Genomic DNA, 24,125 nt, shown 5'->3' with positions numbered 1-24,125 from the left:
GCCGCCTTCATGGGGCTCGCCGTCGTGTTTTTTGCCACATATGCCGCGCGTCAGGGCGGCAAAGGGAAGGGTGAGTAACCATGCTCGCCGACAAGGATCGCATTTTCACCAATCTCTACGGTTTCCAGCCGTGGAACCTCAAATCCGCGCAGGCGCGCGGCGATTGGGACAAGACCAAGGATCTGATGAGCCGCGGCCAGGACGCGATTATCGAGGAGATCAAGGCGTCGGGGCTTCGCGGCCGCGGCGGCGCGGGCTTCCCGACCGGGCTCAAATGGAGCTTCATGCCGAAGGAGCCGCGCGCCGATCGCCCGAGCTTCCTCGTCATCAACGCCGACGAATCCGAACCGGGTTCGTGCAAGGACCGCGAGATCATCCGTCACGATCCGCACAAGCTGATCGAAGGCGCGCTGATCGCGGGCTTCGCGATGCGCGCGCGCGCTGCCTATATCTATATTCGCGGCGAGTTCATCCGCGAGGCGGAGACGCTCTTCGCCGCGGTGCAGGAGGCGTATGATGCCGGCCTGCTCGGCAAGAATGCGGCGAAGTCGGGCTATGATTTCGACGTCTTCGTCCACCGCGGCGCCGGCGCGTACATTTGCGGCGAAGAAACCGCGATGATCGAAAGCCTCGAGGGCAAGAAGGGCCAGCCGCGCCTCAAGCCCCCGTTCCCGGCGGGCGCGGGCCTCTACGGCTGCCCGACGACGGTGAACAATGTCGAAAGCATCGCGGTCGTCCCGACAATCCTCCGCCGCGGCGCGCCGTGGTTCGCAAGCTTCGGGCGCGAGAATAACAAGGGCACCAAGCTCTTCCAGATCTCGGGCCATGTCGAGCGCCCGTGCGTCGTCGAGGAAGAGATGGGCATCAGCTTCCGCGAACTGATCGACAAGCATTGCGGCGGCATTCGCGGCGGCTGGGACAATCTGCTCGCGGTGATCCCCGGCGGCTCGTCGGTTCCGCTGGTTCCCGCGGCCGAGATCATGGACGCGCCGATGGATTTCGACGGCCTGAAGGCCGTCGGATCGGGTCTCGGCACCGCCGCCGCGATCGTGATGGACAAGTCGACCGACGTCGTTCAGGCGATCAGCCGCATCAGCTATTTCTACAAGCATGAAAGCTGCGGCCAGTGCACGCCGTGCCGCGAAGGCACCGGCTGGATGTGGCGCGTGATGGAGCGGCTGCGCACCGGCGACGCCGACATCAGCGAGATCGACACTTTGTTCGACGTGACCAAGCAGGTCGAAGGCCACACGATCTGCGCGCTCGGCGACGCGGCGGCGTGGCCGATCCAGGGCCTGATCAAGCATTTCCGCCCCGAAATCGAACGCCGCATCCGCGAGAATGGCGGCGCGCTGGAGGCAGCCGAATAATGCCTAAAGTTACCGTAGATGGCGTAGAACTCGACGTCCCGCAGGGCGCGACCGTTCTGCAGGCGTGCGAGATGGCGGGGAAGGAAATTCCGCGCTTCTGCTACCACGAGCGTCTGTCGATCGCCGGCAATTGCCGTATGTGCCTTGTCGAAGTATCGCCCGGCCCGCCGAAGCCGCAGGCATCGTGCGCGCTGCCGACCGCCGAAGGGCAGGTGATCCGCACCGATAGCCCGATGGTGAAGAAGGCGCGCGAAGGGGTGATGGAGTTCCTGCTCATCAACCACCCGCTCGACTGCCCGATCTGCGATCAGGGCGGCGAATGCGACCTGCAGGACCAGTCGGTCGCCTATGGCCGCGGCGCGACGCGCTATGACGAGAACAAGCGCGCGGTCACCGAAAAATATATGGGCCCCATCGTCAAGACGGTGATGACCCGCTGTATCCAGTGCACGCGCTGCGTCCGCTTTGCGGAGGAAGTCGCGGGCGTTGAGGATATCGGCGCGATCTATCGCGGCGAGAATATGCAGATCACGTCGTATCTGGAGCATGCAATCCAGAGCGAACTCAGCGGCAATGTCGTCGACCTCTGCCCCGTCGGCGCGCTGACCAGCAAGCCCTATGCGTTCGAGGCGCGTCCGTGGGAGCTGACCAAGACGCTCGGCATCGACATGATGGATGCGGTCGGTACCAACGTCCGCATCGACAGCCGCGGGCGGCAGGTGCTGCGCGTGCTGCCGCGCATCAACGACGATGTGAACGAGGAATGGGCGAACGACAAGACGCGCCACCATGTCGACGGTCTGACCCGCCGCCGCCTCGACCAGCCCTATGTCCGCGTGAACGGCGCTCTCCAGCCCGCAAGCTGGGCCGAAGCCTTTGCCGCGATCAAGGCGGTGAATGCGGGCTCGTCGGTCGCCGCGATCGCGGGAGACCTCGCCGATTGCGAGACGATGTTCGCCGCGAAATCGCTGGTGACCGCGCTCGGCGGCAACCTGCTCGAAGGACGCCAGACCGGGCTCGACTATGACGTTACCAGCCTGTCGGCGGTCAATTTCAACACGACGATTGCTGAGGCCGAGAATGCCGACGTGATCCTGCTCGTCGGCACGAACCTTCGCTGGGAAGCGCCGCTCATCAACACGCGTATCCGCAAGGCGGCGTGGAAGAAGGGCGCGAAGGTCTTTGCGATCGGCCCCGAAACCGACCTCACCTACAAGACCGAATGGCTCGGCGACGACGCATCGCTCGTCACGAAGCTGCCCGCGCATGTCCTCGACGCGCTGAAGGGCGCCGAGCGGCCGATGCTGATCTTCGGTGGCGGCGCGCTGTCGGTTCCCGGCGTGCATGGCGCGGGCCTCGCGCTCGCCAAGGCGGTGAATGCGGTCAAGGACGGCTGGAACGGCTTTAACGTCGTCCATTTCTCGGCCGCGCGCATGGGATCGCTGATGCTCGGCTACGGCCTGCCCGGCGGGATCAAGGATGTGATCGCGGCGAAGCCGAAGCTCGCTTTCTTCCTCGGCGCCGACGAGGTCGATTTCGCGGCGCTGCCCGAGACGTTCAAAGTCTATGTCGGCCATCATGGCGACAAGGGCGCGCATGCCGCCGACGTTATCCTGCCCGCCGCCGCGTGGACCGAAAAGGACTTCACCACAGTCAACACCGAAGGCCGCGTTCAGCGCAGCGAGAAGGCGGTGTTCGCACCTGGCGATGCGCGCGAGGACTGGAGCATTTTCCGTGCGCTCGCCGATGCGGTCGGCGTCTCGGTCGGCTTCGATAGCTTCGACCAGTGCCGCGCCGCGATGATCGCTGCCGTGCCTGCGCTGGGCGTCGAAGGCATCGCCGACTATGGCTGGACGGTGCCCAAGCTGCCCGCCAAGCCCGAAGCGCGCGCGATCCCGTCGCCGATCAAGGATTTCTATCTCACCAACGCCATCTGCCGCGCGTCGCCGACGATGCAGCGCTGCTCGGAAGAGCTGATCCATGGCGTCGATTTTGCGGAGGCCGCGGAATGACCCCGGTACATGCAATCGCTGGCGTGCTGTTTGCCGGCATGGGTTATGCCGTCTGGCGCGGCTTCAATCCCAAGGGCAAGTCGGAACGGCCCGGCCCGCATAACGGCTGGCGCAACCAGGACGGGGCCGGCAAATGACCGAGACCTTCATCTCGTGGGGCATGGACCCGAACTGGGCGTGGGGCGTCGCGACGATTTGCGGCATCCTGCTCATCGCTTTGCCGCTGATGCTCGCGGTTGCGATGATCATCTATGCCGACCGCAAGATCTGGGCGGCGATCGCGCTGCGCCGCGGCCCGAACGTCGTCGGCCCCTTCGGCCTGCTGCAAAGCTTCGCCGACGGTTTGAAAGTGTTCCTGCAGGAAACGATCATCCCGAGCTCGGCCAACCGCGGCCTGTTCCTGATCGCGCCGATCATCACCTTCACCGTCGCGCTGCTCGCATGGGCGGTGATCCCGTTCAATTCGGGCGCGGTGCTCGCTGACATCAACGTCGGGCTGCTCTACATTCTCGCGATCTCGTCGCTCGGCGTCTACGGCGTGATCCTGTCGGGCTGGTCGTCGAACTCGAAATATCCCTTCTTCTCGGCGATGCGCGCTTCGGCGCAGATGATCAGCTATGAAGTCTCGATCGGCTTCATCCTGATCGGCGTCGTGCTCTTCGCCGACAGCTTCAACATGAACGAGATCGTGAAAGCGCAGCAGGGCCACGGGCTCGGCTTCGTCAACGCGTTCGGCTTCAACCTGCTGCTCTTCCCGCTCGCGGTGATGTTCCTCATCTCGTCGCTCGCCGAAACCGCGCGCGCGCCGTTCGACTTGACCGAAGCGGAAAGCGAGCTCGTCGCGGGCTATCAGACCGAATATTCGTCGATGAGCTTCGCGCTCTTCTGGCTCGGCGAATATGCCAATGTCCTTCTGATGTGCACGCTCAACGCGGTGCTCTTCTGGGGCGGCTGGCTGCCCCCGATCGACTGGGCGCCGCTCTATGCCGTTCCCGGCATCATCTGGCTGTTCGCGAAGATCCTGTTCTTCTTCTTCGTCTTCAGCTGGGTCAAGGCGACGGTCCCGCGCTACCGCTATGACCAGCTGATGCGGCTGGGCTGGAAGGTCTTCCTGCCGATCTCGCTTCTCTGGATCTTCCTGATCTCCGGCTATCTGATGCTGACGAGGTATTCATGAGTACCATTGCCCACCTCATCAAAAGCTTCACGCTGTGGGAGTTTGTGAAGGCGCACGCCCTCACGCTGAAATATTTCTTCAAGCCGAAGGCGACGATCAACTATCCGTTCGAGAAAAACCCGCTGAGCCCGCGTTTCCGCGGCGAGCATGCGCTGCGCCGCTATCCGAACGGCGAGGAACGCTGCATCGCGTGCAAGCTGTGCGAGGCGGTGTGCCCGGCGCAGGCGATCACGATCGAGGCCGAACCGCGCGAAGACGGTTCGCGCCGCACGACGCGCTACGACATCGACATGACCAAGTGCATCTATTGCGGCTTCTGTCAGGAAGCATGCCCGGTCGATGCGGTGGTCGAGGGGCCGAACTTCGAATTCGCGACCGAAACGCGCGAAGAACTGCTCTATGACAAGGCCAAGCTGCTCGCCAACGGCGACAAATGGGAACGCGCGATCGCGGCGAATCTTGCCGCCGACGCGCCCTGGCGATAAGGGCGCGCGCACATGATCCAGCTCTTCGCCTTCTACCTCTTCGCGACGATCGTCATCGCCTCCGCGGCGATGGTGATCTTCGCGCGCAACCCCGTCCACAGCGTCATGTGGCTGATCCTCGCCTTCTTCAACGCGGCGGGACTGATGCTGCTCGCGGGAGCCGAATTCATCGCGATGCTGCTCGTCATCGTCTATGTCGGCGCGGTCGCGGTGCTGTTCCTGTTCGTCGTAATGATGCTCGACATCGATTTCGCTGAACTGCGTGCCGGTTTCGTGCGTTATCTGCCGCTCGGTGCGCTCGTCGCGATCATCTTGGCGGCCGAGCTGGTGTTCGCGGTCGGCGCCTGGCAGGCGGGCGGGGTCGACCTCGCCGCGCGCGCGGCGCCGGTCGTCAGCGACAAGAGCAATATCCAGCAGATCGGCGAACTGCTCTACACGAAGTATATCTTCCTGTTCGAGGCGGCGGGCATCGTTCTTCTCGTCGCAATGATCGGCGCGATCGTGCTGACACATCGCACGCGCGGTGGCGTTCGCATCCAGAATATTTCGGCGCAGAACCGGCGCCGTCCCGAAGAGGCGACGCGCCTCGTCGATCCGGGCGTCGGGCAGGGGATGGAATTGTGATTTCGGTCGGCCATTATCTCGCCGTTTCGGCGGTGCTGTTCACATTGGGCGTGCTCGGCATCTTCATCAACCGCAAGAATATCATCGTTATCCTGATGGCGATCGAGCTGATCCTGCTCGCGGTGAACATCAACCTCGTCGCGTTCAGCGCGGCGCTCGGCGATCTCGTGGGCCAAGTCTTCTCGATGTTCGTGCTGACCGTCGCCGCGGGTGAAGCCGCGATCGGTCTCGCCATTCTCGTTATCTATTTCCGCGGCCGCGGCACCATTGCCGTCGACGATGCCAACCGGATGAAGGGGTAAGCCGGTGATCCAGGCGATCGTATTCCTGCCGCTCTTGGCGGCGCTTGTTGCAGGGCTCGGCCAGCGCGTGATCGGCAATGTGCCGTCGAAAATCATCACGACGGGCGCGCTGTTCACCAGCTGCGCCTTGAGCTGGCCGATCTTCCTGTCGTTCGTGATGGGCACCGGCGAAGCTGGCGTGACCCCGGTGCTGCACTGGGTGAGCTCGGGCGCGCTCCAGTTCAACTGGGAATTGCGCGTCGATACGCTGACCGCGGTGATGCTCGTCGTGATCACGACGGTGTCGGCGCTCGTCCACCTCTACAGCTGGGGCTATATGGAGGAGGATCCGGACCAGCCGCGCTTCTTCGCCTATCTGTCGCTCTTCACCTTCGCGATGCTGATGCTCGTGACCGCGAACAATCTTGTCCAGATGTTCTTCGGCTGGGAAGGTGTCGGCCTCGCATCCTATCTGCTCATCGGTTTCTGGTACAAGAAGCCGAGCGCCAACGCCGCCGCGATCAAGGCGTTCGTCGTGAACCGCGTCGGCGATCTGGGCTTCATGCTCGGAATCTTCGGCACCTTCCTCGTCTTCGGCACCGTCTCGATCCCCGAGATCCTCGCCGCGGCGCCGGGCATGGCTGGCAGCAGCATCACCTTCATGGGGATGCGTCTCGACACGATGACGATCCTCTGCCTGCTGCTGTTCATCGGCGCGATGGGCAAGTCGGCGCAGCTCGGCCTCCACACTTGGCTTCCCGACGCGATGGAAGGCCCGACCCCGGTGTCGGCGCTGATCCACGCCGCGACGATGGTCACCGCGGGCGTCTTCATGGTGTGCCGCCTGTCGCCGATGTTCGAAACCGCGCCGATTGCGCTCGGCGTCGTTACCTTCGTCGGCGCGGCGACCTGCCTGTTCGCCGCGACCGTCGGCACGACACAGTGGGACATCAAGCGCGTCATCGCCTATTCGACCTGTTCGCAGCTCGGCTATATGTTCTTTGCCGCGGGTGTCGGCGCCTATGGCGCGGCGATGTTCCACCTGTTTACGCACGCCTTCTTCAAGGCGCTGCTGTTCCTCGGTGCCGGTTCGGTGATCCATGCGATGCACCACGAACAGGACATGCGCTATTATGGCGGCCTCAGGAAGCATATCCCGCTCACCTTCTGGGCGATGATGATGGGCACGCTGGCGATCACCGGCGTCGGTATCGCGGGCGTCGCGGGCTTTGCCGGCTTCCACTCGAAGGACGGCATCCTCGAAGCGGCCTTCGCTGCCGGAGGCGGCGGCGTGGTCGCTTTCTGGGTCGGCATCTTTGCCGCGCTGCTCACGAGCTTCTATTCGTGGCGCCTGGTCTTCCTGACCTTCTACGGCAAGCCGCGCTGGGAAGAGAGCGAGCATATCCAGCATGCGGTGCATGGCGAGCATGAGGATCCCTCCGAGGAGCATTCGGCCGACGATCATGCCCATGCGCATCACCATCATGATGCGCACGGCGACGGCACCGCGGGCTATCACCCGCACGAAAGCCCGGTCAGCATGCTCATCCCGCTGGTCGTGCTGTCGATCGGCGCGGTGTTCGCGGGCTTCGTCTTCGCGCACCCCTTCATCTATCCCGAGGAAGGGCTTGCCTTCTGGAAGGGCAGCATCGCTTTCGACGAGCATCTGATGCACGCCGCGCACGAGGTTCCGACCTGGGTGAAGTGGACGCCGTTCGCGGTGATGGCGATCGGCCTGTTCCTCGCTTGGAACAGCTATATCCGCAACACCAGCCTGCCGGCGCGCTTCGTTGCGCAGTTCAAGCTGCTCCACCAGTTCCTGTACAACAAATGGTATTTCGACGAGCTCTACAACATCCTCTTCGTGAAGCCCGCCTTCGCGATCGGCCGCTTCTTCTGGAAGCGAGGGGATGAAGGCACCATCGACCGCTTCGGTCCCGATGGCGCCGCGGCGCTCGTCCAAGGGGGGACCCGTCTCGCGGTCCGGCTGCAATCGGGTTATGTTTATGGATATGCGTTTGTGATGCTGCTCGGTCTTGTCGGCCTCGCCAGCTGGGCCATGGTGAATTTCCTGTGAGCGGGCTTCCCATCCTTTCGCTGATGCTGGCGGTCCCCGCGATCGCCGCCATCGTCTGTCTGTTCGTCGGCGACAAGATGTCGCGCTTCGTCGCTCTCGGCGCGACGCTGGCGACCTTTGTCCTCGGCTGCATCCTCTGGGCGAATTTCGACATCGGCGGCGCGCAGTGGCAGTTCACCGAGCGCGCCGACCTGTTCGGGCGTTTTCAGTGGGCGCTCGGTATCGACGGCATGGCGCTGATGCTGATCATGCTCAGCGTCTTCCTGATGCCGCTCTGCATCCTCGCGAGCTGGGATGCGATCAAGCAACGCGTCGGGCTCTACATGGCGATGTTCCTGATCATGGAAGTCGTCATGATCGGCGTCTTCATGGCGCAGGACCTGCTGCTCTTTTACATCTTCTTCGAAGCCGGACTGATCCCGATGTATTTCATCATCGGCATCTGGGGCGGGGCGAACCGCAAATATGCGGCGTTCAAATTCTTCCTCTACACGCTGCTCGGATCGGTGCTGATGCTGATCGCGATGATCGCGATGATCATGGAAGCGGGAACGACCGACATTCCGACGCTGCTGAACTATGATTTCCCGCCCGCGATGCAGACCTGGCTGTGGCTCGCCTTCTTCGCCAGCCTTGCGGTCAAGATGCCGATGTGGCCCGTCCACACCTGGCTTCCCGACGCGCATGTGCAGGCGCCGACCGCGGGGTCGATGATCCTTGCGGGCGTGCTGCTGAAGCTCGGTGCCTATGGTTTCATCCGCTTCATGATGCCGATGTTCCCCGATGCGTCCGCTCAATTGATGTGGATCGTTTTCGGCCTGTCGATGATCGCGGTGGTCTACACCAGCCTCGTCGCGCTGGCGCAGAACGACATGAAGAAGCTGATCGCTTACTCGTCGGTCGCGCATATGGCGATCGTCACCGCGGGTCTCTTCGCCTTCAACCAGCAGGGGATCGAAGGCGCGCTGATCATCATGCTCAGCCATGGTGTCGTCTCGGCCGCGCTCTTCTTCTGCGTCGGCGTGATCTATGACCGGCTGCACACGCGCGAGATCGACCGCTACGGCGGGCTTGCGGTGAACATGCCGGCCTATGCGCTCTTCTTTATGCTGTTCACCATGGCGTCGATCGGCCTGCCGGGGACCAGCGGCTTCGTCGGCGAATTCCTGAGTCTGCTCGGCATCTATGAAGCGTCGAGCGTCGTCGCCTTCGTTTGCACCACCGGCATCATCCTCGGCGCCGCGTACATGCTCTATCTCTACCGCCGCGTCGTGTTCGGCGAACTCACCAAGGACGATGTGAAGGCGATGCCCGATCTGAACGCACGCGAATGGGCGATCATGGCCCCGCTCGCCGCCGTGGCGCTGTGGATGGGCGTCTATCCCGAAAGCTTCCTCGCGCCGATGCGCGGCGATGTGACGACGGTCGTTGCGCGCCTCGCTCCCGCGAGGCCCGCGGGCGACGCGCATCTTGCCGCCGGCAAGCCCAAGCCGGCTGCCGCGCACGGAGAAGCCGCCCACGGATCGAGCCATGCGGGAGGCGTCCAATGACCGCCGATCTCGCGCTCATCTGGCCCGAGCTGATCCTGACGATCGGCGGGCTCATCACGCTGATGCTCGGCACCTTCGTCGGTGACCGGCAGGTCGGCCTCTACCAGCTCAGCGCGCTGCTGACGCTCGCTGCGGCAGCTGCCGCCGCGGTTGCGCTGTTCGGGGTCGAGGCGACGGTCTTTTCGGGCACGCTCTCGGTAGACAGCTTCGGCGGCTTCGCCAAACTACTGATCTATGCCGCGAGCTTCGTCTGCATCGTCGTCGCGCCGCGCTTCTTCTGCGGCGGAATGCGCGCCGAATATCCGGCTTTGATCCTGTTCGCCGCGCTTGGCATGGGGATCATGGCCTCGTCGCGCGACCTGATGACGCTGTACGTCGGGCTCGAGCTCAACAGTCTTGCCGCCTATGTGCTGGCGAGCTTCATGCGCACCGACGAGCGGTCGAGCGAAGCGGGCCTCAAATATTTCGTCCTCGGCGCGCTGGCGTCGGGCATGCTGCTCTATGGCATTTCTTTGCTCTACGGCTTTTCGGGCACCACGGATTTTGCGGGCATCGCAAAGGCGATGGGAGGCGAGCTCAACATCGGGCTCATCTTCGGCATCGTCTTCGTGCTCGCGGGTCTCGGCTTCAAGATTAGCGCGGTGCCGTTCCACATGTGGACGCCCGACGTCTATGAGGGCGCGCCGACCCCGGTGACGACCTTCTTCGCCACCGCGCCGAAGGTCGCGGCGATGGCGCTGATGACGCGCGTCGTGATCGACGCGATGGGCCCCGCGGCCGGCGCGTGGCAGCAGATCGTCATCTTCCTCGCGCTCGCGTCGATCATCCTCGGCGCGGTCGGGGCGATCGGGCAGAAGAATATCAAGCGCCTGCTCGCCTATTCGTCGATCAACAATGTCGGCTTCATGCTCATCGGCCTTGCGGCGGGGACGCAGCAGGGGGTCGAGGGCGTGCTGACCTATCTGCTCGTCTATATGCTGACGACGCTCGGCGCCTTCCTCGTCGTGCTCCAGTTGCACGATGAGGGCGGCAATCAGGTCGAGAGCATTCCGGCGCTCGCCGGCCTGTCGCAGCGCCGCCCGGGGCTCGCCGCGGCGATGGCGGTGTTTCTGTTCAGCCTTGCAGGCATCCCGCCGCTGTTCGGTTTCTGGCCGAAATATCTGGTGTTCGAGGCCGCGGTGAACGCGAACCTCGTGCCGCTGGCGGTTGCGGGCATCGTCGCTTCGGTGATCGGCGCTTTCTATTATATCGCGATCATCAAGACGATGTATTTCGACGACAAGTCGGACACCGAATTTCCGAAGGGCGGCGGGGCGATCGTCGAGGATGCGGTGATTACCGCGAGCGCTCTCTGGCTCTCGGTCATCGGCTATCTCTTCATCCCTGCACTGGCGGTTCTTTCGGCCGGCGCGGCGGCGGTGCTCTTCTGATCCCGCCGATCGAGCGGACCCAGCAGACAGGCTCGACCAACGCCGACCTGCTGGCGCGGCTGGCAGGCGGCGAGCATGTCGGCGAGGGGCATTGGCTGGTCGCCGACCGCCAGACCGCCGGGCGCGGCCGTTTGGGTCGGGTGTGGGGCGACGGCTTGGGAAATTTCATGGGCTCGACCGTCGTCCGGCTGACCGCGAGCGATCCGTCGCCGGCGACGCTCGCGCTCGTTGTCGCGGTCGCACTGGCGAAGGTCGTAAAGATTTTCGCGCCCTCGGTTCCGCTCGAACTCAAATGGCCGAACGACCTGCTGGTCGATGGCGCGAAATGTTCAGGCATCCTCCTTGAGCGTAGCGGCGATAGCGTGGTGATCGGCATCGGGGTCAATCTGGCGTCGGCGCCCGAACTGCCCGATCGCAAAACCTTCTGCTTCGCCGAGTGCGGCGTTGCGATCGACCGCGATCGCTTCGCCGAGGCGCTGGCCGTCGCGCTGGTCGATGCGCTCTGGACCTGGCGGCACGAGGGCGTCGAAAGCATCGTCCGCGCGTGGCTGCCGCTTGGGCATCCGGTCGGGACGCCGCTCCGCGTATTGGAGCAGGACATCGACGGGACGTTCGACGGGCTCGCCGCCGACGGTGCGCTGCGCTTGCGCCGCGCGGACGGGGAAGTCATGCTGATCCATGCGGGCGACATCGAACTACGCCGTCCGGTCGAGGAGGGGAAATAGATGCTGCTCGCGATCGACGTCGGCAACACCAATGCCAAATTTGCGCTGTTCCGCGGCACCGAACTCCTCGCGCGCTGGCGGATCGCGACCGACGACCGGCGCACCGCCGACGAATATATGGTGTGGCTCGACCAGCTGATGCGGATCGAAGGCCATGAGCGCCGCGAGGTCGACGCGGTGATCATCTCGACCGTCGTCCCGCGAGCGCTCCACAATCTCCAGCTGCTCGCCCACAAATATTTCGGCGTCGACGCGCTCGTCGCGGGACGCGATCCGGTGAGCTGGGGCATCGCGCTCAAGGTCGACGAGCCGCAATCGGTCGGCGCCGACCGCGCGTGCAACGCGATTTCGGCGCAGGCGGTCGAGCCCGGCAAGGACAAGCTCGTAATCAGCTTCGGCACCGCGACGACGCTCGACCATATCGGCCCCGACGGCGCCTATATGGGCGGAATCATCGCGCCCGGGGTCAATCTGTCGTTGGAGGCATTGGTCGCGGCGGCGGCGAAACTGCCGCGCATCGCGATCGAGGCGCCGGCGACCGACAGCGTTATCGGGCGGACCACCGAAAGCCAGATGCTGATCGGCGTCTATTGGGGCTATGTCGCGATGATGGAAGGGCTCATCGCGCGCATGAAAGCCGAGATCGGCAAGCCGCTCACCGTCGTCGCGACGGGCGGTCTCGCGACGCTATTCCAGGAACAGGCGCACCTGTTCGATCGTATCGAACCCGATCTGACGCTGAACGGGCTGATGCACCTCTATCATCAACGAAAGCCAATAATATGACGACTCCGGGCAAGGAGCTGCTTTTTCTCGCGCTGGGCGGATCGGGCGAGATCGGCATGAACGCCAATCTCTATGGCTGCGACGGCAAATGGATCATGGCCGATCTGGGCGTGACCTTTGGCAGCCACGATTATCCGGGCATCGACATCGTTATGCCCGACCTCGAATTCATCGAGGACCGGAAGAAGGACCTGCTCGGCATCATATTGACGCACGGGCATGAGGATCATATCGGCGCCATCCCCTATCTCGCCGCCGAGCTCGGTGTGCCGCTCTATGCGAACCGCTTCACCGCGGGGCTGATCGCGCACAAGCTCGCCGAAGAGGGGCTGGAAAATGAAGTCGAGATCAAGGTGGTCGATATCGACGACAATTTCCGGATTGGCCCGTTCGGCATCCGCCTCGTCCCGCTCGCGCACTCGATTCTCGAAATGAGCGCGGTGGTGATCGACACGCCTTACGGCCGTGTCTTCCACACCGGCGACTGGAAGCTCGACGAGGAACCGATCCTCGGCGTGCCCGCGACCGCCGCGGCGCTGACCGCGATCGGCGACGAGGGCGTCGATGTGCTCGTGTGCGATTCGACCAACGCCTTCAACGCCGAGGCCTCGGGCAGCGAAGGGGCGCTTCGCGAAGGACTGGAACAAGCGGTCGGCGCGGCCAAGGGGCGCGTGGTCGTCACCACCTTCGCATCGAACGCCGCACGGCTCGCGACGCTGGGCGAAGTTGCGAAGGCCACCGGGCGCAGCCTGTGCGTCGCGGGGCGTTCGCTCGACCGCATTCTCGGCGTCGCGCGTTCGGTCGGCTATTTGAAGGATTTCCCGCCGACGGTCGATTTCGACGAGGCGATGCGTCTGCCGCGCGACAAGGTGATGGTGATCGCCACGGGAGGCCAGGGCGAACCGTGCGCCGCGCTCGCGCGCATGGCGGCAGACATCCACCAGATCAAGCTCGAGGCGGGCGACACTGTCGTCTTCTCGTCGAAGCAGATCCCGGGCAACGAGGTCGCGATCGGGCGGATCATGAACCAGCTTGCGGCAAAAGATGTGCTGACGGTGACCGAGAAGCAGGCGCATATCCATGTCAGCGGCCATCCGGGGCAACCTGAGCTTGCCGCGCTTTATGGCTGGCTGCGGCCGAAGCTCGTCGTGCCCGTGCATGGCGAGATTCGTCATATGCACGAACAGGCGCGCTTCGCGCTCGAAAAGGGCGTGCCCGACGCGCTGGTGCAGGAAAATGGCGATCTGGTGAAACTGGCGCCGGGCAAGGCGAAGATCGTCGAACGCGTGCGCGCGGGGCGGTTGATCCTCGACGGCGACGTCATCCTTCCCGCCGACGGCGAGACGATCAACGAGCGGCGCAAGCTGTCGCTCAACGGCCATATAACCGTTGCGGCGATCTTCTCCGGCAAGGCCTTCGTCGAAAGCGCGATCAGTTATCGCGGTGTGCCGGTCGAGGATGAGCGCGAAGCCTTTATCGACGAAATGCGCGAGGCGGCCGAGCAGGCCGCCACCGGCCCCGCACGCGAAGAAGACAAGCTGCGCGAGGCGATCCGGCTGGGCGTGCGCCGCGTCGCGACCGACTGGACGGGGAAAAAGCCCGTCGTCGATGTCATGCTCGTCGATGTCTGAGGAGCGATCGCGATGAAATGGACCTCGGCGCTCGCGATCTTCACGCTATTCTGGGTGTTCAGCGCTTTTTTCGTTCTGCCCTTTCACGGGCGACGCGTGAGCGACGACGATGAGCCGTTCGTGCCGGGGCAGGATCGCGGTGCACCCGCGCGTTTTCGTCCGGGGCGTATCATGCTGCAGATGACTATCGCCGCAGCGGTTGCCTTTGTGCTCTATTATACCGCCTATGTGAACGGCTGGGCCGACCCGGACGTGCTGACCGGGCGGGCCTGAGTTCCCCGGCAGGCACGATTGTCGCTCTGGCATCGTCGGCTTTGGGGTGATGAGCGGACGTTGCGGTAATTTAGCCCCTCCCCTTCAGGGGAGGGGCAACGCAGACTTGGCAGCTTGCTGCCTGGTCGTAGTGGGGTGGGGTCTATCGGCCTTGCGCAAGGCCGATAGACCCCACCCCCAACCCCTCCCCTGAAGGGGAGGGGCTTTCTTCTCTCAATGGCCGCAACCGGTCGCATGCGGCCGTTTCCCGCGCGATCAGTTCCGCAGACGGTCGATCGCCTGCGCCAGTGCGACATAGAGTTTGCCGATGTCGGACGACAGCAAAGTCACGCTGATCGCCGATCCGTCGCGCGCGCCGATCAGCAGGCGCAGCATCGCCTCGAAATCGTGGATGAACTGGTTCACCGAGGCATGGAACGCGTCGTCATTCTGGTAGATGCGCAGAATTTCCTTGGCCTCGCTATTCTCGACCAGCTTGACCGCCCGGCGCGCGAAGATGCCGCGGTCGCCCTTGAGATAGGCGTCCCAGGCGGTATCGCTGACTTCGCTCGACAGGATCTTGGTGACGTCGATCGCGGTCGATTTCAGCGCCTCGGTCAACAGGCCGGCCTGCTTGGCGAGCGAATCGCGATCGGACGCGGCGATCGCCTGCTCGGCCTCGTTCACGCGCTGCTCGACGCTCGCGCTCGTGTCCATGATCGTGATCAGCTGGCGCATTAGCCGGTCGGCTGCGCCATTGGCCGCGGCGACGGCGCGCGCCGACGCTTCCTCGATCGCGTTCAATTGGGCCGTCACTTCATTTTTGAACGCCGCATCGATCGCGCCGGTTGCGGTCGCCTGCATTGCGTCGCGCGCGCCCGACACCAGCTTTTCGAGCGTCAGCCGCGCTTCGTCGGCGGCCGAATCGGCGGTGGTACGGACCTCGGCCAGCGTCGCGATCATCCGCGCGCCGCCCTGTTCGGCGAAGTCGTCGGCGCCTTCGCGCAGCTTCGCGAGCGCGGCTTCGGCCTCCGCCAGCGCGCCGTTGATCCGGTCGGCCAGCTCCTGCTGGCTCGCCGCGTGACCCGCCATCTGTTCCTCGTTCGCCTTCAATGTCGTCTGGACGGCGTTGACGTGCGACACCGTCGACTGCGCCACCAGTTCCGAGGCGTCGAGAAGCGGGCGCAATTGCGACAAGGCCGTCTGCGTCGTCTGGCCGTGCGCGGCGATGCGGTCGAGCGCATGCGGCAGCGTCTCGTCGAGTTCGCGCGTCACCGCGTCGAGCGCGAGCAGCAGCGATTCGGCGTGGCCGATGAGCTGGTGCGCCGACGTATTGCCGCTCTGCACTTCCTGCATGAAAGCGCCGAGCTGCGCCTTGGTATCGTCGATCGCGCGGCCGATCACCCCGGTGCTCGCGGTGACGCTCACGTCGAGTATTTCGAGCTGTGCGCCGACATCGGCGACATGCGCGGTGATGCGCGAAGCGAGCGCGTCGCTGGCGTCGGCGTGCGCGACAAGCTGCGCGCCCATCGCATCGCTCGCCTCGCGCGCCGCCGCGAGCCGGACGTCCATTTGCGCGGCGGCGGCATCGACGCCGTCGCGGAACTGCTGCCAGCTCTTGTCGATCTCGCCCGTCATCGCGGCGACGGTCGAAGTCATCTCGCCGCGCGCCGAAACGGCGAGGCTCGTCATCTGGGCGAGCGCAGCGGCATGCGCGTCGGTGACCTGCGCCGAGGCGGCGAGGAGGTCGGACTCGGTTTCCTTTGCCTGTCCCTGTAACGCGACGATCGCCTCGAGAATGCTCGCGGTCGCCGTGTCGCTCGTTTGCGCGGTCCTGGCGGCTTCCTCGCCGAGCGCGGCTAGCCGTGCCTCGAGAGTGGCGCCCTGCTGATGCGCGACGAGCCCCGCCTCGCGGAAATTGACCGCCAGCCGCTGGGCGACATCGTCGATCCGCGGTAGACCGGCGAGCAGTCCGTCCATCCGCTGCATCGCGACGTCGCCCGAGCGTGCGAGCTGGTCGTGGGCGTTGGCGATCACCGAGGCGTTGCTCGCGAGCTTGTCGCTGCTTTCGGTAAGGCGCGAGACGGTATCGAGGCCGAGCTGCTGGACGAGCTTCGCCTGTTCGCCGAGCTGCTTTTGCGCATCGGCGAGGTGCAGGCCGAGCGCGTGCATCGACTGGTTGAGCGCCATATTCTCTTCGCGCAGCGCCGCGGCGACGCGGGCGAAGCGCGCCTGTTCCGATCGGCCAGAGCGCAGCAGGAGCATCCAAAGCACCGCGAGCAAGGTCAGCGGCATCGCGATCGTTGCGATCAGCAGCGGCCAGTCGGCGAGCGCTGGCGCTCGCGCGAAGGCTTCGGTAGCCGCCGCGAGTGCGAAACCCGTCCAGCCGATCGCGAGAAGAACGAGCAGGGCGGGGACGGTTCGATCATGCCATGCCGGCGGCGGCGCCTCCCCGACGTTTTCGTCATCGTTCAGCGAGGACATATCGAGCCAATCCCGTTCGGCAGGCACCGCCGCTTCGGGCGCGGCCAAGGTCTCGGGCGCCGTCGCTTCGGCCGAGGCCGCGCTGTCCGCTTCCTGATTTGCCGCGGAATCCCGCCACAATCCGACGATTTTCTTTTCCCCTGTCATCCCGCCATCTTAGCATCAAATAGCCGCCATGAAACGGAAACTTAACCACAGACTGCCAAAGCTGTGGAATGTCCTTCGACAGTGGCCCCCTCGATCGTTACCTGAATTCCGCGTTCGGCGACGATCCGGCGATGGCGATGGACCTGCGCGGCGCCTTCACCGGCAGCGCGCGCGACCTGTCCGACCTGATGCGCCGTGCGCGCTGTGACGCGAACTGGGAAATGGCGGCGCTCCGCCTGAAAGGTCTCGCCGCGACGTTCGGTATCATCCCCCTGATCGAACTCGCCGAAGCGGCGATGGCGGGCGCACCGGGCGATCCCGCCATATTGCGCCAGATCAAGCGGACGATCGACGAGATCGCCTGACCGCGCCCGATGCGTGGACCGGTGAAGCGGGTTCAATTCCCGTTCAGCCGCTTTCCTCCAGTGAAATATCGATGTCCGCTGTCTTGCCATGGCAACGCGACGCGGTTAGCCGCGTTATCGACGCGCGGCCGAGCCTGCGCGCGCCCGATTTGCGCGTGTGGCGATGGTAGCCGAGTTCAAAGGAGAGATTTCGATGTTCACCCGTTTCCGCTCGATGCCCGCAACGGCAATGGCCGCCGTGCTGGGCTGTGCGCTGATGGCGACCGCGGCGCCGGCTTCCGCTCAGAAGAAGGAAAAGCCGAAAAAGGGCGAGGAAGCCAAGGGCGGGGGCCTGTCGGCGAGCAAGGGCTTCGCGCCCGCGCTCAAGAAAATGACCGAAGCGACGACGGCAAAGGACGCCGCGGCGCTCCAGGCGGCGCTGACCGAGGGGCAGGGCACCGCCACCACGCCCGACGACAAATATCTCGCCGCTTTCTATCAGCTCCAGCTCGGCATCCTGAACAAGGATCAGACGATCCAGGCGCAGGCGCTCGACGCGATGCTCGATTCGGGCCGCACCCCGCCCGAGAATCTGGCCGTCTACAATTTCTTCTCGGGCAACTTCGCCTATGGCGCGAAGGATTATCCGAAGGCGATCAAGCGGCTCGAGGCCGCGAAGGCCGCGGGTTCGACCGAGCCCAATGTGCCGGTCCTCCTGATGGACAGCTATCTCAACGCCGGGCAGGTCGAGCAGGGGCTCGCGACGGCAAAGGCCGCGATCGAAGCGAGCCGCGCCGCGGGGCAACGGCCCTCCGACGAACTCTATGTCCGCCCGATCAAGGCTTTGCAGGCCGCCAAGCGCAACAATGAGGTGCTCGACCTCATGACGCTGCGCCTGCGCGACTACAACCAGCCGACGGTCTGGCGCCAGACGCTGTTCATCGCGCTGCAGTCTAATCAGGACAAGGAAATCGGGCTCGACATCTTTCGCTTGATGCGCGCCACCGGGGCGATGCAGGAGCGTCCCGAATATGCGGAATATGCGGCGCTCGCGACCGAAGCCGCGCTGCCGGGCGAGGTCGTCGCGCTGATCAAGGCCGGCAAACAGAGCAATGTGATCCCCGCCAGCGACGCGAAGTTCAACGAACTTCTGAAGAGCCAGACCGAGCGTATGGGCGACGAGGAATCGACGCTCACCGCCTATGCGCAAAAGCCGTCGACGCTGTCAAACCCCAAGGTCGCGGGAGCGACGGGTGACGCGATGGTCGGTTACGGCCGCTACGCCGACGCCATCCCGCTTTACAAGGCGGCACTCGCCGCCGGCGGCGACAAGGACCTGTGGACCTATCGCCTGGGTGTGGCGCAGGCGCAGTCGGGCGACACCGCCGGCGCGAAGGCCAGCTTTGCGCAGGTGACCGGGCCCCGCAAGCGGCTTGCCGAACTGTGGACGGTGAAGATCGACACGCCGGCAACGGCTCCGGCTGCCGCCGCGGCTCCGGCTGCGCCCGCGGCGACGTCCGCCACGGGCAACTGAACCCGGCGGTCAATGAAAAGGGCGCCGCTCCGGGCCGGAACGGTGCCCTTTTTCATGCCCGGAGGATCAGGATTCGACCGGGATGCCCGCGAGCTGCTTGGCCGTGCGAATCGTCAGCGACGTCTTGACGCTCGTGACGTTCGGCGCCGACGTCAGATGCGCGGTCAGAAACGACTGGAAGCTTTGAAGGTCGCGCGCGACGACCTTGAGCAGGAAGTCGATCTCGCCGTTCAGCATATAGCATTCGCGCACTTCGGCGAGGCCGCCGACATAATCCTCGAACGCCTTCAGGTCGGATTCGGCCTGGCTGCGCAGGCTGACCATCGCAAAGACGGTGATGCCATAGCCGAGCTTCGCGGCGTCGAGGTCGGCGTGGTAGGAGCGGATCACGCCCGACTCCTCGAGTGCCCGAACGCGGCGGAGGCATGGCGGCGCCGTCAGCCCCACCATCTGTGCCAGTTCGACATTCGTCATCCGCCCGTTTTTCTGCAGCTCGCCCAATATCTGCAAATCAATCTGATCGAATTTCTGACTAGCCATCGTTGAAACATCCGCTTTCCAAAATTGCGATGACCATAATATTATTTCAGGCGATTGCAATTGTCCCACAATGCGACGCGGAAGGTTAAGACACTTTCATGACCGGAGGATTCACGCTAGCCGGTAAACATATGCTAACCAACGACCGATGGTGTGGGGCTGACTTCGCGTGACCGCTGACTCGATGATTGCCACCATCTTGCGCCAGGCGCCAGCGGATCGCCGCGCGAGTATCACCGCTTGGCGGCAACTCTCCGATATTCTGGCTCAGCGCGGCAATCAACTGGACGATGACGATATTCGCCGCAGCCTGCATGCGCTCGCCGTACTGCGGCCACGGGTCCCTGAATCCGTCCGCCGCGATTGCGCGCGCGCGCTCGCGCCCCACGGCCGCTTCGCACCGCTCGTCGCGCTCTATGCCAACGATGTTCCGGCGGTATCGGCGATCATGCTGCGCGAAGTGCGGCTGGCCGAAGCCGACTGGCTTGCGCTGCTGCCCGCGACGAGCGCGATGGCGCGGTCGGTGCTCGCCGGGCGCCGCGACCTGCCGGAAAGCGTCACGCGCGCCCTGGCCAGCCTCGGCAGCGCGTCGGTAGCATTGCCGCAGCCCGTAAGCGTTGCGGTCGAGGAGCCGATGCCGGTGGCGCCAGCGGCGCCCGAATCCGTCGCCGATAGCGGCCCGAGCCAGATCAGCGAGCTTGTCCGCCGGATCGACAAATATCAGTCGACCCGCGGCCAGCCGGCAGCCACGCCGCGACCGCCGCGCGCCGCCTTTCTGTTCGAAACCGGGCCCGATGGCGTGATTCACTGGGTCGACGGGGTGACACGCGGCGCGGTGATCGGGCTGTCGATCGCCGAGGCGGCCTTTGGCGGTGAGCCGGGCACCGACGGCGTCGCCGCGGGCGCCTTTCGCCAGCGGGCGGAAATCATCAACGCGCGCATGCTGCTGGAGGGAACCCCCGCCGAGGCCGGCGAATGGCGCTTTTCGGCGCTGCCCTGGTTCGACCCGGCGACCGGGCAGTTTCGCGGCTATCGTGCGAGCGCGCGGCGTCCGCATCGCAATGAAACCCCCTACAGCCCGGCTGCCGCCGAAGATTCGGGCGATTCGATCCGCCAGTTGATCCACGAACTGCGCAGCCCGCTCAACGCGATTTCGGGTTTCGCCCAGATCATTTCGGGCCAGATGTTCGGGCCGGTGAGCCATGGCTATCGCGCGATGGCCGACGCGATCGTCGCCGACGCCGCGTCGGTGCAGTCGATCATCGACGACCTCGAAACCGCGGCGCGCAGCGATGCCGTGCCCTTGGTGCAACCGGTCGAAGAGGTGGTCGACATCGGCGCGATCGTGACGCAGATCGAACGCGACCTTGCCGCACTGCTGGCGGACCAGCGCGTCGACCTCAGTATCTCGCGCGTCGGCGGACCCTTTCTCGGGCTCGCCGGCGACGCCAATGTGCGGCGTATGGTCGGTCGATTGCTCACCGCGCTCGTCGATGTATCCGAACCGGGTGCGATTCTGGTGGGGCAACTCGTCACCGAGTCGCGGCATGACGACATGCTCCAGCTGCGGGTGGTCCGCCCCGCGGCGATCCGTTTCGCGACGGCGGCGGACCTGCTCGATCCGGGATTCAGCCCCGAGGGCGAAGCGCCCGGGGCCGCGGTGCTCAGCCTCGGCTTCTCGCTCCGCCTTGTCGACAGCCTCGCCCGCGCGATCGGCGGACGGCTCGATATCGGGCATAACGCCTTGACCTTGCACCTGCCCTCCGCCAACTCGAAGGCCGAGGTCGAGCTGGAGGCGCAGCAGGGCGAATAGGCCTGCGGGCCGGTGGCTGGCAAAGGGGGGCGTCGTGCAGCCTGCGGGCAGTTTCTTTGCATATCCGGCCGCGTCGGAAATGATCGCACTGGATTCGGGCGAGAAGCCGCGTTTCTGGGTCACGATCGACACCGAGGAGGATTTCGACTGGGATGCGCCGTTCGCGCGCACCGGCTATCGCCTTGCCTCGGTCCCGGCGCTCGCCGAATGCCAGGGCTATTTCGAGCGCGCGGGGGTGCACCCCATCTATCTCGTTGACTGGCCGATCGTCGCCGACGACCGCGCCGCCGAGATACTCGGCGCCGCGCAGCAGGCCGGGCGCTGCGAGATCGGCGCGCAGCTTCACCCGTGGGTCACGCCGCCGCACGATGAAGAAGTGAATGCGCGGAACAGCTATACCGGCAACCTGCCGCCGGGCCTGCAACGCGCGAAGATGACCGCGCTGCGCGATGGGATCCGCGATCGGTTCGGTGTTCAGCCGACGGCCTATCGCGCCGGGCGCTATGGGCTTGGTTCCGGTACGGCGGCGATGCTCGCCGAACTGGGATTTCGTTGCGACACATCGGTCCGAAGCGGCTTCGATTATCGCGCGGGCCATGGCCCCGACTATCGCGACGCGCCGCTTCATCCCTGGTGGGTCAAGGCGGGACAGGGCGCGGTGCTGGAGGTTCCGGTTACGACGGTGTTCGGCGGCCTTTTGGGCCGCGCCGGCCGCGGCATCTATCACCGGGTCGCGCGCGAAGGGACACATGCCGGCGCCGCGCTCGCGCGCCTCGGCCTCGTCGAACGGATCGCACTGACCCCCGAAGGCATCCCGGCCCAGCGTGCGTGCCGGGCGATCGACATCGCCATAGACCTCCGCCTGCCGGTACTGAACTTCTCCTTCCATTCGCCGTCGCTGCAGCCGGGAAACACCCCCTATGTTCGCAGCCAGGCCGATCTCGATCTCTTCTATCGCTGGTGGGACGTGGTGCTCGGCCATCTCGCGCGGCGCGGGATCGAGGCGACGACCGCGGCCGGAATATTGGCGATGGCCGAGCGCAAGGCGGCGCGTTGAGGTTGGCGCTTGCCAACGCAACGCGCCGTCCGCTATCGCCCGCACATTCCCCGACCGGGTTTCGAGAGGGGGCCTGTAGCTCAATGGTTAGAGCTGGCCGCTCATAACGGCTAGGTTGCGGGTTCGAGTCCTGCCGGGCCCACCACTCCCTTCACCATTTCCCTTGCAAATCCTGACCGATGGCGGTCCATTGCGCCGTCAGCAAGGAGAGGGACATGGGGAAAGGTCGGGCCATCCTGGCCGGGGGGCTTGCGGTCATCGCGGTCGTGGCGGGAACGGTGGCGGTGCGCACCGCGAACTTTGCGCCAAAGAATATCGCCGACGGCAGCGACGTCCGGCTTGCCGCGGTGCCGGCCTATGACTTGGACGCCGCGGTCGCGCATCTGAGCGCGGCGGCGCAGATTCCGACGATCTCGCATCAGGACGCGGCCGACAACGACATCGCCGAATGGGACAGGCTGCACGCGTGGCTCGCGGCGACCTATCCCGCGACGCACGACGCGATGACGCGCACGATCCTGCCGAACCGCACGCTTATCTATCACTGGCCGGGCAGCGACGCGTCGCTGGCGCCGATCATTCTCATGGCGCACCAGGATGTGGTGCCGGTGACCGAGGGGACCGAAAAGGACTGGAAATATCCGCCCTTCGCCGGAACGATCGCCGAAAATTCGGTGTGGGGGCGCGGGACGGTCGACGACAAGGGATCGCTGATCGGCCTGTTCGAGGCGATCGAGGCGCTGGCAAAGCAGGGCTTCCAGCCGAAGCGCGGCATCTATCTGGTGTCGGGGCACGACGAGGAAGCCGGCGGTTCGGGCGCGGTCGCCGCAGCCGCGAAGCTGAAAGCTGAAGGCGTTCGCGCGCTCTATACACTCGACGAAGGCAGCGTCGTGCTGCTCGATACGCCGGTGATCGACGGGCCCGCCATCCTGATCGGCGTTGCGGAAAAAGGCTATGCGACGCTGAAAGTCACCGCCAACGCGCCGGGCGGGCATAGTTCGATGCCGCCGGCCGATACCGGCGTGACGACGCTCGCGCGCGCGGTGCTCGCGATCACCGAAAAGCCGTTCCCGATCGAGATGCGCGGGCCCGGCGCGGCAATGATCGAGGCGCTCGCCGCGCACAAGGGCGGGACGACGAAGATGGCGGTCGCGAACAAGTGGCTGCTCGGCTACCTGGTCAAGAACCAGTTATCGACGTCACCCTCGTCGGCGGCCGCCTTTCACACCACGATCGCGCCGACGATGCTGCAGGGCAGCCCCAAGGAGAATGTCCTGCCGCAATCGGCCACGGCGCTGATCAACTATCGCATCGCGCCGTGGAACAGCTCCGCCGACGTCATGGCGCGCGCAAAGGCCGCGGTGGGCGACGCGCCGGTCGAGCTCAGCTGGGTCAAGCCGCCGAACGAGCCGTCACGCGTGTCGTCGACGAACTCGCAAGGCTGGAAATATGTGGTGGCGGCCGCGCGCGCCGATACGCCTCGCGCCGTCGTCGCGCCCTATCTGGTCGTCGCCGCGACCGACAGCCGCAGCATGGAGCCGATTTCACAGGATGTGTACCGCTTCATGCCGATGCACTTCACGCTGAAGCAAACCGCGATGATCCATGGCACCAACGAACATATGACGATCGACAGCTTCAAACGCATGATCGATTTCTATGCGCGGCTGATTGCGACGTCTGCGGGATAGACTTGGCGTCAAAGCCTGTCTAAGGCGCCCGCAGCGTCGGGGAGTGGCGCAGCCCGGTAGCGCGCTTGCTTTGGGAGCAAGATGTCGCAGGTTCGAATCCTGTCTCCCCGACCAT

General features: G+C 65.0%; 21 protein-coding genes and 2 tRNA genes. 21 read left to right on the top strand and 2 right to left on the bottom strand.

The window, feature by feature from the left end; all coding sequences use genetic code 11:
- Positions 1 to 80 precede the first annotated feature (80 nt).
- From nuoF to OVY29_RS06300, 14 genes are read left to right on the top strand one after another with little or no spacing between them, the layout of a single operon-like run.
- The gene (gene nuoF, locus OVY29_RS06365; RefSeq protein WP_037553867.1) at positions 81 to 1,370 is read left to right on the top strand and encodes an NADH-quinone oxidoreductase subunit NuoF; all 1,290 of its coding nucleotides are present in this window, start codon (positions 81 to 83) and stop codon (positions 1,368 to 1,370) included.
- Positions 1,370 to 3,382, top strand: coding sequence for an NADH-quinone oxidoreductase subunit NuoG (gene nuoG / locus OVY29_RS06360; protein ID WP_037553866.1), 2,013 nt, complete (start codon positions 1,370 to 1,372; stop codon positions 3,380 to 3,382). The genes nuoF and nuoG overlap by 1 nt, the downstream gene beginning before the upstream one ends.
- Complete coding sequence (locus tag OVY29_RS06355) at positions 3,379 to 3,519, top strand: hypothetical protein (protein WP_313911127.1); 141 nt, start codon at positions 3,379 to 3,381, stop codon at positions 3,517 to 3,519. Before nuoG ends, OVY29_RS06355 begins: the two co-directional genes overlap by 4 nt.
- Complete coding sequence (gene nuoH, locus OVY29_RS06350; RefSeq protein WP_037553864.1) at positions 3,516 to 4,559, top strand: NADH-quinone oxidoreductase subunit NuoH; 1,044 nt, start codon at positions 3,516 to 3,518, stop codon at positions 4,557 to 4,559. Before OVY29_RS06355 ends, nuoH begins: the two co-directional genes overlap by 4 nt.
- Positions 4,556 to 5,044, top strand: a complete 489-nt coding sequence (gene nuoI, locus OVY29_RS06345) for an NADH-quinone oxidoreductase subunit NuoI (RefSeq protein WP_037553863.1) — start codon at positions 4,556 to 4,558, stop codon at positions 5,042 to 5,044. The genes nuoH and nuoI overlap by 4 nt, the downstream gene beginning before the upstream one ends.
- 12 nt (positions 5,045 to 5,056) lie before the next feature.
- On the top strand, positions 5,057 to 5,668 hold the full coding sequence (locus OVY29_RS06340; RefSeq protein WP_037553862.1) for an NADH-quinone oxidoreductase subunit J: 612 nt from the start codon (positions 5,057 to 5,059) through the stop codon (positions 5,666 to 5,668).
- Positions 5,665 to 5,970 (top strand): NADH-quinone oxidoreductase subunit NuoK, encoded by a 306-nt coding sequence (gene nuoK, locus OVY29_RS06335; protein ID WP_003051614.1) that lies wholly within the window; start codon positions 5,665 to 5,667, stop codon positions 5,968 to 5,970. Before OVY29_RS06340 ends, nuoK begins: the two co-directional genes overlap by 4 nt.
- Positions 5,971 to 5,974: 4 nt before the next feature.
- Positions 5,975 to 8,026 carry an NADH-quinone oxidoreductase subunit L gene (gene nuoL / locus OVY29_RS06330; protein WP_037553861.1) on the top strand — a complete coding sequence of 684 codons (2,052 nt, stop codon included), beginning with the start codon at positions 5,975 to 5,977 and terminating at the stop codon, positions 8,024 to 8,026.
- Entirely contained in the window at positions 8,023 to 9,576 is a 1,554-nt protein-coding gene (locus OVY29_RS06325; protein WP_037553860.1) for an NADH-quinone oxidoreductase subunit M, read from the top strand. The genes nuoL and OVY29_RS06325 overlap by 4 nt, the downstream gene beginning before the upstream one ends.
- Positions 9,573 to 11,006, top strand: a complete 1,434-nt coding sequence (gene nuoN, locus OVY29_RS06320; RefSeq protein WP_313911126.1) for an NADH-quinone oxidoreductase subunit NuoN — start codon at positions 9,573 to 9,575, stop codon at positions 11,004 to 11,006. The genes OVY29_RS06325 and nuoN overlap by 4 nt, the downstream gene beginning before the upstream one ends.
- Positions 10,928 to 11,731: a biotin--[acetyl-CoA-carboxylase] ligase gene (locus tag OVY29_RS06315; RefSeq protein ID WP_313912046.1), complete on the top strand. Its 804-nt coding sequence runs from the start codon at positions 10,928 to 10,930 to the stop codon at positions 11,729 to 11,731. The genes nuoN and OVY29_RS06315 overlap by 79 nt, the downstream gene beginning before the upstream one ends.
- On the top strand, positions 11,732 to 12,517 hold the full coding sequence (locus tag OVY29_RS06310; protein ID WP_037553856.1) for a type III pantothenate kinase: 786 nt from the start codon (positions 11,732 to 11,734) through the stop codon (positions 12,515 to 12,517). It abuts the gene before it with no gap.
- Entirely contained in the window at positions 12,514 to 14,148 is a 1,635-nt protein-coding gene (locus OVY29_RS06305) for a ribonuclease J (RefSeq protein WP_313911125.1), read from the top strand. Before OVY29_RS06310 ends, OVY29_RS06305 begins: the two co-directional genes overlap by 4 nt.
- 12 nt (positions 14,149 to 14,160) lie before the next feature.
- The gene (locus OVY29_RS06300) at positions 14,161 to 14,421 is read left to right on the top strand and encodes a DUF1467 family protein (protein WP_037553853.1); all 261 of its coding nucleotides are present in this window, start codon (positions 14,161 to 14,163) and stop codon (positions 14,419 to 14,421) included.
- A 255-nt stretch (positions 14,422 to 14,676) separates the two neighbouring features.
- Here the strand turns inward: OVY29_RS06300 and OVY29_RS06295 are convergent, their stop codons facing one another.
- A complete protein-coding gene (locus OVY29_RS06295) occupies positions 14,677 to 17,031 on the bottom strand; it encodes a hypothetical protein (RefSeq protein WP_037558182.1) in 2,355 nt (784 codons plus the stop codon).
- 68 nt (positions 17,032 to 17,099) lie between these two features.
- Between OVY29_RS06295 and OVY29_RS06290 the strand changes: the two genes are divergently transcribed.
- On the top strand, positions 17,100 to 17,396 hold the full coding sequence (locus OVY29_RS06290) for a hypothetical protein (RefSeq protein ID WP_037558180.1): 297 nt from the start codon (positions 17,100 to 17,102) through the stop codon (positions 17,394 to 17,396).
- 193 nt (positions 17,397 to 17,589) lie between these two features.
- Positions 17,590 to 18,909 carry a hypothetical protein gene (locus tag OVY29_RS06285; protein ID WP_037558219.1) on the top strand — a complete coding sequence of 440 codons (1,320 nt, stop codon included), beginning with the start codon at positions 17,590 to 17,592 and terminating at the stop codon, positions 18,907 to 18,909.
- Between the two features lie 66 nt (positions 18,910 to 18,975).
- Here the strand turns inward: OVY29_RS06285 and OVY29_RS06280 are convergent, their stop codons facing one another.
- Positions 18,976 to 19,449: an Lrp/AsnC family transcriptional regulator gene (locus OVY29_RS06280; RefSeq protein WP_037558177.1), complete on the bottom strand. Its 474-nt coding sequence runs from the start codon at positions 19,447 to 19,449 to the stop codon at positions 18,976 to 18,978.
- 169 nt (positions 19,450 to 19,618) lie between these two features.
- On the opposite strand from OVY29_RS06280, the gene OVY29_RS06275 reads away from it, so the two are divergent.
- From OVY29_RS06275 to OVY29_RS06255, 5 genes are all read left to right on the top strand, one after another.
- Complete coding sequence (locus OVY29_RS06275; RefSeq protein ID WP_235211632.1) at positions 19,619 to 21,262, top strand: sensor histidine kinase; 1,644 nt, start codon at positions 19,619 to 19,621, stop codon at positions 21,260 to 21,262.
- 79 nt (positions 21,263 to 21,341) lie between these two features.
- Positions 21,342 to 22,319: a polysaccharide deacetylase family protein gene (locus tag OVY29_RS06270; protein WP_313911124.1), complete on the top strand. Its 978-nt coding sequence runs from the start codon at positions 21,342 to 21,344 to the stop codon at positions 22,317 to 22,319.
- A gap of 69 nt (positions 22,320 to 22,388) precedes the next feature.
- Positions 22,389 to 22,464 (top strand) — tRNA-Ile (locus OVY29_RS06265).
- Between the two features lie 70 nt (positions 22,465 to 22,534).
- Complete coding sequence (locus tag OVY29_RS06260) at positions 22,535 to 24,010, top strand: M20 family peptidase (protein ID WP_037558218.1); 1,476 nt, start codon at positions 22,535 to 22,537, stop codon at positions 24,008 to 24,010.
- Positions 24,011 to 24,047: 37 nt separating this feature from the next.
- A tRNA-Pro gene (locus OVY29_RS06255) sits at positions 24,048 to 24,124 on the top strand.
- Position 24,125: the final 1 nt, after the last annotated feature.

Origin of the sequence: Sphingopyxis sp. SE2 (genome assembly GCF_032227185.1) — a bacterium.
Classification (GTDB): domain Bacteria; phylum Pseudomonadota; class Alphaproteobacteria; order Sphingomonadales; family Sphingomonadaceae; genus Sphingopyxis.
This window is presented reverse-complemented; position numbering and strand designations above follow the sequence as displayed.

Bases quoted from the DNA above. Each gene is read 5' to 3' on its own strand.
- OVY29_RS06285 (WP_037558219.1), top strand. From the start codon at position 17,590: ATGTTCACCCGTTTCCGCTCGATGCCCGCAACGGCAATGGCCGCCGTG.
- OVY29_RS06305 (WP_313911125.1), top strand. From the start codon at position 12,514: ATGACGACTCCGGGCAAGGAGCTGCTTTTTCTCGCGCTGGGCGGATCG.
- nuoN (WP_313911126.1), top strand. From the start codon at position 9,573: ATGACCGCCGATCTCGCGCTCATCTGGCCCGAGCTGATCCTGACGATC.
- nuoG (WP_037553866.1), top strand. From the start codon at position 1,370: ATGCCTAAAGTTACCGTAGATGGCGTAGAACTCGACGTCCCGCAGGGC.
- OVY29_RS06260 (WP_037558218.1), top strand. From the start codon at position 22,535: ATGGGGAAAGGTCGGGCCATCCTGGCCGGGGGGCTTGCGGTCATCGCG.
- OVY29_RS06290 (WP_037558180.1), top strand. From the start codon at position 17,100: ATGTCCTTCGACAGTGGCCCCCTCGATCGTTACCTGAATTCCGCGTTC.
- OVY29_RS06340 (WP_037553862.1), top strand. From the start codon at position 5,057: ATGATCCAGCTCTTCGCCTTCTACCTCTTCGCGACGATCGTCATCGCC.
- OVY29_RS06355 (WP_313911127.1), top strand. From the start codon at position 3,379: ATGACCCCGGTACATGCAATCGCTGGCGTGCTGTTTGCCGGCATGGGT.
- nuoF (WP_037553867.1), top strand. From the start codon at position 81: ATGCTCGCCGACAAGGATCGCATTTTCACCAATCTCTACGGTTTCCAG.
- nuoH (WP_037553864.1), top strand. From the start codon at position 3,516: ATGACCGAGACCTTCATCTCGTGGGGCATGGACCCGAACTGGGCGTGG.
- OVY29_RS06300 (WP_037553853.1), top strand. From the start codon at position 14,161: ATGAAATGGACCTCGGCGCTCGCGATCTTCACGCTATTCTGGGTGTTC.
- OVY29_RS06270 (WP_313911124.1), top strand. From the start codon at position 21,342: ATGATCGCACTGGATTCGGGCGAGAAGCCGCGTTTCTGGGTCACGATC.
- OVY29_RS06310 (WP_037553856.1), top strand. From the start codon at position 11,732: ATGCTGCTCGCGATCGACGTCGGCAACACCAATGCCAAATTTGCGCTG.
- OVY29_RS06295 (WP_037558182.1), bottom strand. From the start codon at position 17,031: ATGACAGGGGAAAAGAAAATCGTCGGATTGTGGCGGGATTCCGCGGCA.
- nuoI (WP_037553863.1), top strand. From the start codon at position 4,556: ATGAGTACCATTGCCCACCTCATCAAAAGCTTCACGCTGTGGGAGTTT.
- OVY29_RS06280 (WP_037558177.1), bottom strand. From the start codon at position 19,449: ATGGCTAGTCAGAAATTCGATCAGATTGATTTGCAGATATTGGGCGAG.